The 14,629-nt window shown below is 27.6% G+C and carries 12 protein-coding genes and 1 other RNA gene; 12 read left to right on the top strand and 1 reads right to left on the bottom strand.

The features are described from left to right. The first annotated feature begins 8 nt into the window (after nucleotides 1-8). The 11 genes from FGL08_RS07820 (at nucleotide 9) to FGL08_RS07770 (ending at nucleotide 13,054) form a co-directional block, all read left to right on the top strand. Nucleotides 9-704: a tRNA (adenine(22)-N(1))-methyltransferase gene (locus FGL08_RS07820; protein ID WP_138210255.1), complete on the top strand. Its 696-nt coding sequence runs from the start codon at nucleotides 9-11 to the stop codon at nucleotides 702-704. Continuing rightward, the gene (locus FGL08_RS07815) at nucleotides 688-1,491 is read left to right on the top strand and encodes a Nif3-like dinuclear metal center hexameric protein (RefSeq protein WP_138210254.1); all 804 of its coding nucleotides are present in this window, start codon (nucleotides 688-690) and stop codon (nucleotides 1,489-1,491) included. The genes FGL08_RS07820 and FGL08_RS07815 overlap by 17 nt, the downstream gene beginning before the upstream one ends. 73 nt (nucleotides 1,492-1,564) lie before the next feature. Continuing rightward, nucleotides 1,565-1,907: RNase P RNA component class A (gene rnpB, locus FGL08_RS07810), an RNA gene on the top strand. Between the two features lie 404 nt (nucleotides 1,908-2,311). Beyond that, a complete protein-coding gene (locus FGL08_RS07805) occupies nucleotides 2,312-2,527 on the top strand; it encodes a hypothetical protein (protein ID WP_138210253.1) in 216 nt (71 codons plus the stop codon). A 424-nt stretch (nucleotides 2,528-2,951) separates the two neighbouring features. After that, nucleotides 2,952-4,118: a ComEC/Rec2 family competence protein gene (locus tag FGL08_RS07800; RefSeq protein WP_138210252.1), complete on the top strand. Its 1,167-nt coding sequence runs from the start codon at nucleotides 2,952-2,954 to the stop codon at nucleotides 4,116-4,118. 613 nt (nucleotides 4,119-4,731) lie between these two features. After that, complete coding sequence (locus FGL08_RS07795; RefSeq protein ID WP_197733546.1) at nucleotides 4,732-6,048, top strand: phenylacetate--CoA ligase family protein; 1,317 nt, start codon at nucleotides 4,732-4,734, stop codon at nucleotides 6,046-6,048. Between the two features lie 151 nt (nucleotides 6,049-6,199). After that, the gene (locus FGL08_RS07790) at nucleotides 6,200-7,354 is read left to right on the top strand and encodes a L,D-transpeptidase (RefSeq protein WP_138210251.1); all 1,155 of its coding nucleotides are present in this window, start codon (nucleotides 6,200-6,202) and stop codon (nucleotides 7,352-7,354) included. A gap of 267 nt (nucleotides 7,355-7,621) precedes the next feature. Next, nucleotides 7,622-8,410, top strand: a complete 789-nt coding sequence (locus tag FGL08_RS07785; RefSeq protein ID WP_138210250.1) for a DUF975 family protein — start codon at nucleotides 7,622-7,624, stop codon at nucleotides 8,408-8,410. A gap of 196 nt (nucleotides 8,411-8,606) precedes the next feature. Continuing rightward, nucleotides 8,607-10,979, top strand: coding sequence for a cation-translocating P-type ATPase (locus FGL08_RS07780; RefSeq protein ID WP_138210249.1), 2,373 nt, complete (start codon nucleotides 8,607-8,609; stop codon nucleotides 10,977-10,979). Between the two features lie 452 nt (nucleotides 10,980-11,431). Then, the gene (locus FGL08_RS07775; protein WP_138210248.1) at nucleotides 11,432-12,286 is read left to right on the top strand and encodes an N-acetylmuramoyl-L-alanine amidase; all 855 of its coding nucleotides are present in this window, start codon (nucleotides 11,432-11,434) and stop codon (nucleotides 12,284-12,286) included. A 246-nt stretch (nucleotides 12,287-12,532) separates the two neighbouring features. Continuing rightward, nucleotides 12,533-13,054 (top strand): hypothetical protein, encoded by a 522-nt coding sequence (locus FGL08_RS07770; protein WP_138210247.1) that lies wholly within the window; start codon nucleotides 12,533-12,535, stop codon nucleotides 13,052-13,054. 76 nt (nucleotides 13,055-13,130) lie between these two features. Here FGL08_RS07770 and FGL08_RS07765 read toward each other — a convergent pair whose 3' ends face one another. After that, a complete protein-coding gene (locus tag FGL08_RS07765) occupies nucleotides 13,131-13,787 on the bottom strand; it encodes a TVP38/TMEM64 family protein (protein WP_138210246.1) in 657 nt (218 codons plus the stop codon). Between the two features lie 270 nt (nucleotides 13,788-14,057). On the opposite strand from FGL08_RS07765, the gene FGL08_RS07760 reads away from it, so the two are divergent. Next, nucleotides 14,058-14,621 carry a DUF3867 domain-containing protein gene (locus tag FGL08_RS07760; RefSeq protein ID WP_138210245.1) on the top strand — a complete coding sequence of 188 codons (564 nt, stop codon included), beginning with the start codon at nucleotides 14,058-14,060 and terminating at the stop codon, nucleotides 14,619-14,621. Nucleotides 14,622-14,629: the final 8 nt, after the last annotated feature.

The raw sequence follows: 14,629 nt of genomic DNA, 5'->3' as shown, positions 1-14,629 counted from the left end.
GTGATTAAATGGAACTTAGCAAAAGATTATATGCTATAGCAAGCTTTATAGAAAATGTAGATTCTATAGTAGATATAGGAACAGATCATGCCTATATACCAATTTATCTTATTAAAAATGATATATGTAAATTTGCTATAGCTGGAGATATAAATATAGGACCTATAGAAAAAGCAGTTAAGAATATTAAAAGAGAAGCCTTGGATGGAAAAATAGCAACTCGTCTTGGAGGCGGTTTTAAAGTTATTAGTAAAGGAGAAGTTCAATGTGCCATAATAGCTGGCATGGGTGGGGATTTAATAAAAGATATAATACAATGTGATCTTGAAAAATTTAAATCTTTAGATTATGCAGTAGTCCAACCAGTACAAAATGCAGACGTATTTAGGAAGTATATCTATGAAAAGGGCTTTAAAATTATAGATGAACAGATTTGCTATGAAGAAGGTAAATTTTATGAAGTACTAAAAATAAAATATGCAGAAGATATTATACAAGTTGATCCTATATACTATGAAGTAAGTAAATTTTTATTAGATAAAAGAGATAATACAGTTAAGGAATATGTAGAGTATTTGATTAAAAAATATGAAGAGATTGCAAGCTATATAAAAAGTGATACAGAAAACTCAAAAAAAAGATGTAAAGAATTATACCTTAAAATAAGTAAATTAAGGAGTTGTTTATATGACTTTGACCATTAGAGAGTTAATTAAGATTATGGAAAAGTATGCACCAACTAACTTAAAAGAGGATTATGATAATGTGGGACTTATGGTAGGAGATACTGATATGGAAATACAATCTATTTTGATTTCATTAGATTGTACCATGGAAGTTATAGAGGAGGCTATTGAAAATGGTTGTAATCTTATAATATCACATCACCCATTGCTTTTTATAAAACCTAAATCTATAACTTCAGAAACAGTAAAGGGGAGAAAAATAATAAAGCTAATAAAAGAAAATATAGCGCTGTATTCTGCCCACACTAATCTAGATTCCGTATCTGACGGATTAAATGATTTTGCTATGGAATTACTAGGTTTTAAAAAATACTCAATAATAGAAAAAAATGATTTAAGAGAAAATTCTGGTATCGGGAGATTGGTAGAATTAGATAAAGAGATTTCTTTAAAAGAAATTTGCGAAAAGGTTAAAATTGCATATAATATAGAAACTTTAAAATATAGTGGTAATTTAGACAAAAAAATAAGAAGTATAGCTTTAATAAATGGAAGTGGATCAGATTTCTTTTATAAGGCTAAATCATTAGGTGCAGAATGTATAATAACTGGAGATACAACTTATCATAATGTACTTGATCTTTGTGAAGAGGGTGTATCAGTAATAGATGGAGGTCATTTTAATACAGAATGGCCAGCTATGGCTGTTGTAAGTAAAATTCTTCAAAAGAATTTAAAAAAATTAGGATATGAAAATAAAATTATATTATCTGAAAAGACAAAAGATACGTATAAGTATATATAACTTCAATATATATACAAAAAAACAAAAACAAACCTTTTGATTTTTTAATCTTTATATGATAACATAGTTAGTGCGAGTAAACCAGACAGTCGCTGCTGCTATCTTAGCAGGAGAGGAAAGTCCGAGCTCCATAGGGCAGGGTGCTGGGTAACTCCCAGTGGAGGCGACTCTAAGGAAAGTGCAACAGAGATATACCGCCTAGTTTTCTAGGTAAGGATGGAAAGGCGAGGTAAGAGCTCACCAGCACATAGGTGACTATGTGGCTATGTAAACCCCATCTGGAGCAAGATCGAATAGGGAGACATTATGGGGCGGCCCGTCCCGTCTCCGGGTGAATCGCTTGAGCTTATTGGTAACAATAGGCCTAGATAGATGACTGTTTAATACAGAACTCGGCTTATAGGGTTACTCGTACCATTGAGAACACTAGGTTTTATACCTGGTGTTTTTTTATTTTGCCATACTTTCCCCATACCCTAAAACCTTAATAAATTATTTAATTTATGAGTGTCATCTTTTTTATTATAATTGTATTTTCTTTAAAATTTACATTTGACTATTCTAAGCACCTAATTCACCACGTGGCAAACCAAGTTCTAATGGTATTTCCCCTATTGTTAAAACATATGGAATAAATTTATCACGTTTAGGCCGTTCTATATATTTACAAGGATTATCTTTTATTAATTTAAGTTTTAGTGTTCTATTAAATATTGTATTTAGAATAGTATAAATCATCTGTAGAGTCTTATATGTCTAAATAAAAATAAGTTAATATAACTCAAATTGAAAAGTTTTAGCTATTTTAAGGAGGAGATATATGGATTTAACAAGTATTGGTTTGGTGGTAGCAATAGTAATGAGATTATCAGAAGTATTTAAGCGTTTAGAGCTTAATTCTAAGTTAATACCAATATTAAATTTAATTTTAGGAATAGTTACTAGAATTGTTTATAGTGGATTAGGAATTAAGGAGGGAATTGCAGGTGAATTCTATTCAGAGACTAAAAATACAATAGAAAATTTTAAGGGATAATTAAAAGAATAGTTTATAGTTAGTTATTGTAAATTACTCTTGTCTTTTTATTTATTACAAAATAATATGTAAATATACAATACTTGTCTTATTTTTCATGATATTGTACAATAAAAAAAGAACCTAAGTGTTGTAGAACTGGTTCTGTAAATTTAATATTATGCTTTAAAGAAAGTTTATTTTTTATATGATCATATGATATCAATTTATTTCTAGCAATAAAACTCAGCAATAAGGTCATAGAATTAGAAAAGAAAATAATATCAATAAAAGTGGTTTTGGAGTAAGTAATGTATATAAAAGAGATAAATTTATTGACTATATAAAAGAGGAATATCATATAATGGTTTAGTTTTCACTATTTCTTAGTATTTATCATTATAGGTATATATGAATTAAATATTTTTACATTAGGGGTGGAATTATGAAAAGAGGAAGCAAGCTTTCATCATTGTTGTTAGCTATTTTTATGGTATCTTCCATATTTTTAGGTGGATGTGCTACGAAAGATAAATCTGTTAGCATAAACAAGAATGCAGAGCATAGTAACGCTGCAAAAGAACTCAAAGTTCATTATATAAATGTTGGACAGGGTGATAGTATATTAATTCAGCAAGGTGATAAGAGTATGCTAATTGATGCTGGTAACAATGGTGATTCAGAGTTAGTAAAGTCTTATATAGAAAAACAAGGTGTAACTACTTTAGACTATGTAATTGGGACACATCTACACGAAGATCATATAGGTGGTTTAGATTATGTTATAAATTCTTTTAAAATAGGTAATATATTTATGCCTAAAAAAACTGCAACAACTAAAACCTTGGAAAGTATATTAAATGCAGTTAAAAATAAGGGATTAACAATTAAACAACCACAAGTAAATGAAAGTTTTCAGTTAGGAAATGCTAAATTTACTGTGTTAGCTCCTAAGCAAATTTATGATAATGAAAATGATTGCTCTATAGTTATTAAATTAACTTATGAAAAAAATTCTTTCTTATTTACTGGAGATGCTGAAGGTACTTCAGAGATGGATATGATAAAGGGGAGGCTTGATTTAAAGGCTGATGTACTGAAAGTTGGATATCATGGAAGTAAAACTTCAACAGCTGCTAATTTTTTAAGGAAGGTTAATCCTAAGTACGCTGTAATCTCTGTTGGCAAAAATAATAAGTATAGACACCCCAATCAAGGAGTTATGAATACGCTTAAATATAAGGATATAAAAGTTTATAGAACTGATGAAAATGGAACAGTAGTAGCAATATCTAATGGGAAAGATATAAAATTTAATTGTAATCCTGGAAGTTATACTGGATATACTATTAAGGCTAATAATAGTTCTAAACAACAAGATAGGAACGACACTACAGTAGTAATACCAACTATATCTAAAAAAGATACTCTTGAAAATAAGTCAGAAGAAACAAAGCCTACACCTAAAGCTATGGTGTGGGTATCAAAAAGTAGTGACAAGTATCATTCAAAACCTAAATGTAGAAACATGAAGCCTAAAAAAGCTAAAAAGATATCACTTAAAAATGCTAAAAAGCAAAAATATACCCGTTGTAGGAAGTGTTTTAAATAAGGTGTTTTTGTGAAAAAAAGAAATAAGATTAAATAATATATTATAATTCGATATATGCTCTAAAGATATAATTACCAACATTTAAATAGATAATAATATATAGCTGAATATAAACTTTTTATAAAACATAACCTGGCTTATAGGGTTACTCGTATCATTGAGAACACTAAGTTTTATACTTGGTGTTTTTTGTTTTGCCATAATTTTGTCGTCGTATATTAAATTATAAAAATGAATATTTTATTAATAGCAATAGTTTTAAAATTTTCTTAGCTTGTTAGGATAAAATATAGGAAGAATAAAGATGATAAAATAAGCCTTATAACGCCTTATATTTTCTTTATTGAACAGTTTTATTATTTTAGCTGTCTATTATAAAGGGAGAATATAGTATCAGTAAATTTAAAAAACATTTTTAATTTATAAGTCAGAAATAATTTTCAATAAAAGAATTAGAGGTACTTTTCAGAAGGGGGACATTTTTACATAAATTAATTATTTGATTAGCCAATTTTTTATCACAATAAATAATAATAATAATATAATAAAAACACTACTTTATTTTAATTTGTAGTACTTTTTATTATATTAATTTATATTTGGGGTGATAAAAGTGAATAATCAAAGAATCTATTGGGAAAAAGAGATCGAAACCCTGAAGAGAGATGAACTAGAAAAGTTACAACTTAAATATTTAAAAGATGAGATAAACTTTGCTTATGAAAATTCTGAGTATTATAAGCAAAGTTTTAATAAATCAAATATTAGACCAGAAGATATACATTGTCTAGAAGATATAAGAAAATTCCCTTTTATTAATAAGAGAATAGAAAGGGAAAGTCAGATGGGAAAACCCTTATTAGGAGATTTGGTGGCAGTAAGTGAAGAAGATGTGGTGTTTATATCATCTTCTAGTGGCTCTACAGGGCTTCCAACTATAAGTCCTTTTACTAAAGAGGATTTTGATGAGTTTCAAAATATAGAAAGTAGACTATTTTATGCAATGGGAATGAGAAAGGACGATAGATATATTCATGCTTTAAACTTTTCTTTATTTGTTGGAGGGCCAACTGTAATAGGAGCGCAAAATCTAGGAGCATTATGCATTTGGGTAGGCACTGTACCTTCCGATAGACTTTTATTTATATTATCTCAATATAAACCTACAATTATTTGGACGACTCCATCCTATGCTTGGTATTTAGGAGAAACTGCAAAAAATAAGGGAATAAATCCAGCTAAGGATTTAAGTATAAGAAAAATAATAGTAGCAGGAGAACTAGGGGGTTCCATAGAGTCTACAAGGGAAGCTATCGAGAAATTATGGGGAGCAGAAGTATATGATTTTTATGGAATATCAGATATATTTGGAGCTTGTGCTGGTATGTGTAGTGAAAAAAATGGTCTTCACATAGCTGAAGATCAAATACTGGTAGAAGTACTAGATACTAATACTTTAGAACCGGTATGCCCTGGAGAAAAGGGGGAGCTAGTTTTAACAACTTTAAAGAAGAAAGCACGTCCAATGATTAGATTTAGGACAGGAGATATAGTAACTTATAATAATGATGTATGTAAATGTGGTAGAACTCACAAAAGGATCAGGATTATAGGAAGATTAGATGATGTCTTTACTTGTTCTGGGGTGAATGTGTTTCCAAGTGATATTGAATATATCGTAAGAGAATGTGAAGGATTAACTGGGGAATATCGAATAAGGGTTTTCACGGAAAATCATATGACCAAATTTAGCGTTGAAGTAGAAAAATCTGACGATGTAGGTCTAGATAAGAAATATTTAAGTGAAAAAATAAATAGTAAAATTAAGGCTCATCTAGGTATAAGACCCAAAGATGTAGTGGTTCTAGATAAAGGTAAACTTCCAAGAGTAGTGCATAAGGCTAAAAGAGTAATTGATTTAAGAGATTAAATAATAAATACATTTTATGTAAAAGGATTAAGAAGTTTGGAATAAAAGGTTACAATCTGCATACAACTTGTGTAATTTATAGAAATATAAATTCATATATACTATAATGTATAGTGAAATTTTAATTATTTTTATAAATTAGGAGTGTGCTATGAAAAAGATATTTAAAATACTAATTCCAGTGATAACCGTTTTAGGAATTAGTATAGGACTAATTTATTATGAAAAAGATACTGTGGCATCAGAAGTATCAACATTCAAAAAAACTTATGATGAAAAAAAATATGATGAAGCTAAGAAAATATACAATAATAAACACAATAAGTTTTTTTATAAAAGATTTAAATTCCATAAAGATGTTTTGTCTTATTTAGAGGTGAATTTAAGTAACTTACAAGATCAGTATTTAAATGATAAGATAAAGGCTGATGAACTTAACAAAACTATTAATGATCTTAAAGGGTACAAAAATATTGATTTAAATAAGATAAATAATTTAGAAAAAAGTATTAAAAATAAGGAAGAATCTAAGAAGGCTTATTTAGAAGCAGAAAAATTTCTTAACAAAAAAGAATTTAAAAATGCCTTGAAAAGTATAGACCAATCTATTTCTTTATATGAAAGTAACAAGAATAAATCATTTAAAGAAAAGTTATTAAATGATTATAAGTTATACACTCTTAAAAAGGTGGACAAACTTATAAAATCAGAAGATGTAAATGATGCTATGACTTATTTAAGAGAAAATAAAATTCCACTTTCTGAGAAAGAATTGAAAGATAAAGAAAAAGAAATAAATGAAGCAAAAAAAAGAATTGAAGAAGAAAGGAAAAGAAGAGCAGCAGAAGAAAAGGCTAGGAGGAAACTGGAAGCTGCAAGTGGTGTTGGAAACGTTCAAGAATTTGTAAATTCTAACGAACTTATCAGTGGTTCAAATTATTTGTTGTTTGTGGATAAGGGAAAACAAGAGGTAAGTGTGCTTAATAGAAGCGGAAATACGTGGAGTGTATCAAATACTATGAAATGTAGTACAGGACTTAGTGGTACTCCAACCCCTAGTGGAGTATTTAGAGTTAGCTCTAGAGGAAATTGGTTTTTTACAAAAAACTTTAAAGCAGGTGCTAAATATTGGGTAAGTTTTTATGGGAACTACTTATTTCATTCTTATCCAATGAATCCAAGCCATCAGGTTTTAGACTATACATTAGGTAGACCAGCCTCTCATGGGTGCATTAGATTAGCTACAGAGAATGCAAAGTGGATATTCGATAATATACCAAATGGAACTAATGTTTATATAAAATAAGAATTTTAAAATAAGAGAATCGCTATACTTTATGGTGATTTTCTTATTTTTTAGCATAATTAGATGTATATATAAATTAACTTATAACTAGGGAATTTTATTAATATAAACAAAAAGTTAAGTGTAATTATGTGTATAGTAATTAGATTTTTCTATAACTTCAGGCTTATTAATAAATTATTAATATTGAAAATAAAGTATTAATATAATATAATATAATATAAATCATAACAATAGGTAATGTAAACAAGTTAAGGGGGATTAGTGATGATGAGTAAAAGTTTACCATCTAATAAAGAAATTAAGGCTAGTGCAAGAAAAGCATTAAAAGGCAAATGGGGCATATCTATCTTAGTTTGCTTTTTGTATTTTTGTTTTACTGCATCTCTTAATATTGGGATGAGTATAAATAAGTATATAAATTCTAGCAACACTACAACACCATCAAGTTCAAGTGGTTCATTAATAGTTAGTATAATTAATCTGTTTATTGCAGGTGCATTTTCTTTTGGAATATGTCATTTTTTTCTTAATATATTAAATGAAAAAGAAACTAGGGTATCTGATCTATTTAGAGGATTTAAACATTATGGAGGTACTTTTATTGCTAATCTATTAGTTACAATATACACAATATTATGGTTTATATTATTTTCTATACCAGCATCTATATTGATAATATCTGCTTTAGTGAGTACTGGTGGTGGTCTTACTAGCTTAAATATTACGTCTATTATAATAATTGCATTAGTTATATTGTTAGTTTCTGTTATTTTTAGTATTGTAATCTTAAGATACTCTATGACATACTTTATATATGCAGATAACCCTGAAATAGGGGGCGTAGATGCTATAAAAGAAAGCGTTAGCATGATGAAGGGGAATTGCCTTAAATTATTTACTTTAATGTTAAGTTTTATAGGATGGGGAATCTTAGCATGTTTAACCGTTGTAGGTATTCTTTTCTTAATACCATATATAAATGCTTCTTTAGCAGCTTTTTATGAAGAGTTAAAAGAAGATGAAGAAGATATAGAAGTAATCGATACTTTATAATAATAAAACCTCAATGAAATTTCATTGAGGTTTTATTATTATAAAAATTTCATGAGTTTTAATCTAACAACTTAATATGTTACCTTAATTTTATCATTGTATGAAAATTAAGGTATTTTTAAGGTATATTTAATAGAAATGATATAATATTTTTTGTGAAAAGAGTTAAAATAATAAGTAATAAGGAGGGGTATATATGATAGATAAAAAACAGGATGAATGTAAGGTAAGTGGATTAACTAAAGAAGAGGTAGATGTACGGGTTAGAGAAGGAAAAATTAATACGCCCCCAAAGAATCCCTCTAGAAGTTTTGGCGAAATTGTAAGAGCAAATTTATTTACTATATATAACGCTATAAACTTAGTTTTAGCCATAATTGTTATTATTGCTGGGTCTCCTAAAAATGCACTTTTTGCCGGAGTTATACTGAGTAATACTGTAATTGGAATAGTTCAGGAGGTGCGAGCAAAAAAGACCTTAGAGAAAATGTCATTGGTTAATGTTGCAAAAGCTAAGGTTTTAAGAGATGGAAAAGAAGAAATTATTTTAGCAGAACACTTAGTCTTAGATGATATTATCTTACTTACTCCAGGAATACAACTTTTAGTTGATGGAGAATTAATTCAAGGAAATAATGTGGAGATGAATGAATCCATGCTCACTGGTGAGTCAGATAGGGTTATAAAAAAAGATGGAGATGATTTATTTTCAGGAAGTTTTGTAGAAAAAGGTTCTGGTTATGCAAGGGTTACAAAGGTTGGATCTAATACATATGCTGCTAGTTTATCTATTGAGGCTAAAAGATTTAAACGTATTAATTCAGAAATTTTATATTCTGTAAATAAAATACTTAAAATGATAATATGGTTTATACTTCCCATTGGAATATTACTTTTAACGATGCAAATTATGTTTAATCAAAAAAGCTGGCAAGATGCAGCTATAAGCTCTGTAGCAGGAATAATTGGAATGGTTCCGGAAGGGCTTATACTTCTTACAAGTCTTACTTTAGTTATGGCTGTAGTTAGACTTTCCAAATGGAATACACTAGTACAAGAATTACCAGCTACAGAAGTCTTAGCAAGAGTAGATATTCTATGTCTAGATAAAACAGGAACTATAACAGAAGGAAGATTGAAGATGAATAATTTAATACCTCTTATTAATAGTAAAGATATAAATTATATTGAGGATATGTTAAATGGGTTTATTCATTCTTTTCCTAATGAAAATCAGACTTCTGACGCTATTTTAAATAGGTATAATAATAAGAATAATATAGAAGTATTAAGCAAAATTCCATTTACATCTGATAAAAAATGGAGTTCAGTTACTTTTTTAGATGAAGGAATTTGGATTCTTGGGGCACCAGAATCTATTCTAGGTGATAATTACGATTTAGTAAAATCAAAAGTTGAGGAAGCTGCCACAAAGGGGAATAGAGTATTACTTTTTGCGAGGTATAATAGTGACAATATTGAAGAGATCTTAGATAATGATAAAGTAGAAGCTGCTGCTTTAATTTTAATAGATGATGTTATAAGAAAAGAGGCTCCGGAAACCCTAGAATATTTTCATAAGCAAGGTGTAGAAGTGAAGATTATATCTGGAGATAATCCAATTACTGTATCAGAAGTAGCAAAAAAGGCTGGAGTTAGAAATGCAGAAAGATATATAGATGCTAGGGAATTAGGTAATGATGAAAAAAAGCTTTCAGATATATTAGATAGTAACACTGTCTTTGGGAGGGTTACTCCTCACCAGAAAAAAAAATTTGTAAAGGCGCTTCAAAGTAAAGGTCATACTGTTGCTATGACTGGGGATGGTATAAATGATGTTTTAGCTTTAAAAGAGTCTGATTGTGGGATTGCTATGGCAAATGGTTCAGATGCAACTAAGGCTGTGGCTCAGTTAGTATTATTAGATTCTAACTTCTCAGCTCTTCCTAAGGTAGTTTTGGAGGGAAGAAGAACTATTAATAATTTAGAGAGGGTGGCTAATTTATATCTTTCTAAAACAGTATATTCATTATTGTTAGCTATATTATTTTGTGTTTTATTTCTTCCATATCCAATTATGCCAATACAGCTGGGATTAATAGGATCTGTATCTATTGGAATTCCATCCTTCTTTTTAGCTTTGGCACCCAATAATTCTATAGTTAAAAAAGGATTTTTAAAAAGAGCCATAAGTCTTGCCATACCTAGTGGTATATATATAAGTCTTATAACTGTACTTATATTTATCCTTGCGAAGAATAAAGGACTTAATTTAGAGCAGTGTAGAACTTTATCTACTATAGTTATAGGAGGGTGTAGTTTAATGTTACTTTTAGAAATATCAAAACCTTTAAATAAATTTAAAGTTATTTTAAATTCCTTAATGAGCATTCTTTTTATAGCACCGTTTTTTATTTCTATAGGTAGAAGATTTTATATGTTGGAAAAATCACCGATTTTATATATTAGTATAGCAATAGTTTTAATTTTAATATATCCTTTCAGTATAAAAATCTTAAGTAAGCTTTTAGGAGATATAAAACTTCCATTTTTAAAGGTTGAAGAATAATTCTAAACATAGGGTTGTACGTTATAAAAAGTTAATAAATAGTATAAAACACTGTTATGAGTTGTTAAAAATTTAAATAGCTCCTAACAGTGTTATTATTTTGTTATTCATTATTTCCATAAAATTGATTTGATTTTTAAATAATATGCCTTAGGTGTTCAGCTAAATCTTCTTTGAATTTTCTTGTTTTTTAACAGTTTAGTAAGAGTTATAATTTTTTTGTAATTAATTAAATATATATTGATTTATTACAGAATATATAATTATAATTTTACAAATAAATCCATAAGATATATATTTGATTATTTTATCTACATAATTTATAATTTAAATGAAATTATTTCATATATAACATATAAAAATATGTAAATAATAGTTATTCTTATTAAGAAATATTTATATATACATTGTGAACTGAAGATTAATCATTTTAACACTAAGGAGGAATAATAATGAATAAAAAAACAACATTAGCATTAACCGCACTAGTAGCCTTGGGTGCTAATAATTGTATAAGTAAAAATGTACAAGCAATAAATTATAGAAGCAGTAATTACACTAACCAAAAAAACCACTTTTCTTATGGACCAACTATAAATGGTGTACCTGTTAAAAAACAACTTATTACAACAAATTATGATAAAGGAGTTAATATTACACCTAAGTATATAGTTATACATGATACAGATAATACGGATGTAGGTGCAAACGCCCAGGCTAATAGGGATTACTTTGAAAACCATCCAAATGTAAAATCTTCAGCACATTATGTAATTGATGAGGCTAATATTATCCAAGCATTAAATGATACATCTAAAGGATGGCATTCCGGAGAAGTATATAATCCTAAAAGTAATAATTCTAATTCTATTGCCATTGAATTATGTGTAAATAAGGATAATGATTTTAATAAGACATTAAAAAATGGTATAGCTTTAACTAGATATCTTATGAATAAGTATAATATTCCTGCAGAAAATGTTATACGACATCATGATGTAACAGGAAAGATATGTCCTAAAGTTATGATGAAAAATGGTGCTGAACTTTGGAACTATTTTAAGAAGTCTATAGAAATTGGTACAAACACATCTTCTTTTAAAGCGAATGCAAAAATAATTGGAGTTAAAACAAATCTAAACGTTAGAAATACACCAAACATAAAGGGTACCATATTAGGATATATATTAAACAATGACAAGATTGAAGTTATTAGTTCTGGGCAAAATTGGTATAAGGTTAAATATAATACTTACTCAGGAATTAGGACAGGCTATATAAGTGCTGATTATGTAAGATTTCTTTAACCATATTAATTTTATAATAAATATAAATATGTCAAAATAAGTGGAATTTCAGCACTCTTAAATTAAATAGGAGTGCTTTTTAAAATTCATATAAATATTAGAAAATTTATATGAATGTGTTATAATCATAGTGAAAGGAGGTATTCCAAAGCTTTTATTAATATTTTAGTTTAAATTACATATTAATATTTTACATATGCAATCATTATTTAGTAATTATACGCGAATATAAGGGGTATTTTTAAAATGAAAAATATAATAAGAAATATATTAATTGCTTTTGTTGGATTAGCTTTAGTATTTTATGGGGTAGGGAAAGTTGCCAATATTTTTACTAAGAAGGAGAGCTTTAAGAAGATTGCGGCGACAAAAAAACTTAATCCAAAAGACTCTTTAATTGAAACAGTAAAAGTTAATATAACTAACAGTAAATTTAATTGGGCTGAGTTAAAGAAAAAAGAAGGTAACGATAAAAAAGAGACTTTATTTATAAATATAAATACTAAAAGTAAAGAGAATATAGAAAAAGATATTTTGAAAGTAATTACAAAACTTCAAAAGTCTAAATTAAAAGATAATTTACAAGGAGTAAACTTTGAAATAAATAAAATTGAAACTAATGATAAAGGGGAAGATTTAGAATTAGGGAAAGTGGGAGTGTTTTATATATCCGCGAGAGAGTTAAATAAATTATCTTTAGATGAGTTAAAAGAAAAAGGAGCATTTAATCTAAAGAATGTTTATAAATACTGGGATAAATCTAAGTAGTTTTTTATATAAGAATCATATATAAAGAGGAACATAGTAAATATAAATTAAATTATTTTACTATGCTCCTCTTTTTTTAATTTATTTCACGGCTCTTTTTAAAGGCGAAACCTGATAGTACTGTAGCAATTATAATAAATATTAAAGGTAGTATAAATTTAGCAGAAAAGGGACTTAAAATGCTTTCACCCATAAGGGAGTAACATAGAGTTTCAGGAATTACTCCTAATAAAGAAGCTAGTATAAACGCTGAATAGCTGATTTTGGTAAGTCCACAGGCGTAACTCAAAGGGTCGTATGGGAGTACTGGAGGAAGTCTTAATAAAAATAATATCTTAAAACCTTTTTTTCCCATGTTATTATTTAAGGCTAAAGCTTTTCCTTTTAGCATCTTGTCCACAAAATTTTTACCAAGGGATCTAGAGAGGTAGAATGCTAAAGTTCCCGAAATAAAGAAGCCTATCATATTTATTATAAAACCTTTAACTGGACCAAATAGTATTCCACCAGCTATGGATAACATTGCGGCAGGGATAAAAATGGCAAATGGTTTTAATGAAAAAATAAGAATAAAAGGTATTATGGCATATTTACCATAACTTTTTATAAAAGATACAAAGTCTTTTAAATTGGTATATTGTATCCAATATTTTTTAGTACACAATAAAGTAATAATTATAGTTATAAATATTACTATTAAAGTCATATTTTTAAAATTAAATTTTGTTTTCATATTGATTTCAACCTTTCACAAATTAGTGAACATCTTCACATTATTAAATATATACACTATTGTATTAGAAACATATGTTTTAATCAATTTAACTTTATAAAAAAATGTCAAAAATATGATTACAATTTTGTAATATTAGATTATAGTTTAAATTTGTTGAAAATATAATCATAATAATATAAACTTTTTGTTATATTATCTCTTAATCTTAATTTAAATACTAAAAAGAGTTATAATATATTAATAAGATGCTTTCTTGGAGGTATAGTTATGGATGAAAGAATTATAGATTTTAATGAACTTAAAACCAAAGCAAAGGATAAAGATATTGATAAATTTGAGCAGTATATATATTCCCTATATTATTCTTTCGCGCAAGGGGGAATTACTATGGCGGATTTATCTAAAAAGATAATGGACTATATGCAAGAAAATAATATATCTAACGAGAAGTTCTTTAATATACAAAAAGAACTTATGAAAAGATATGGATTTGACATAGAGAATATGTCAGAAGAGATGAAAAAATTAGGAGTAGATTTGGCTGGTTTTCAATCTCCCAATTCATATGGTGACGCAAGAAAGTTTATGAGTTTTGAAGAAAAGTATAAAAGCAGAATAAAAAATGGAGTAATAATTAGTTATTTAATAAATAATGAAAAAAATGATTTAGAAATTATTATAGAAAATGAAAAAGTTACTTTGAAGAGTGAAAAGTCTATAGACTTAAATGATTTAGAGTTAAATGAGTTTTTATGTTCTTATAAAAAGGTTATAGAAAATAAACCTTTGGCTGTATATATTTGTGAAAATGTTAGATATTACACTTATTAATGAGAAAA

Source organism: Hathewaya histolytica (assembly GCF_901482605.1).
GTDB lineage: Bacteria > Bacillota > Clostridia > Clostridiales > Clostridiaceae > Hathewaya > Hathewaya histolytica.
The sequence above is the reverse complement of the archived record's forward strand: the minus strand, read 5'-3'. Positions and strand labels throughout refer to the sequence as shown.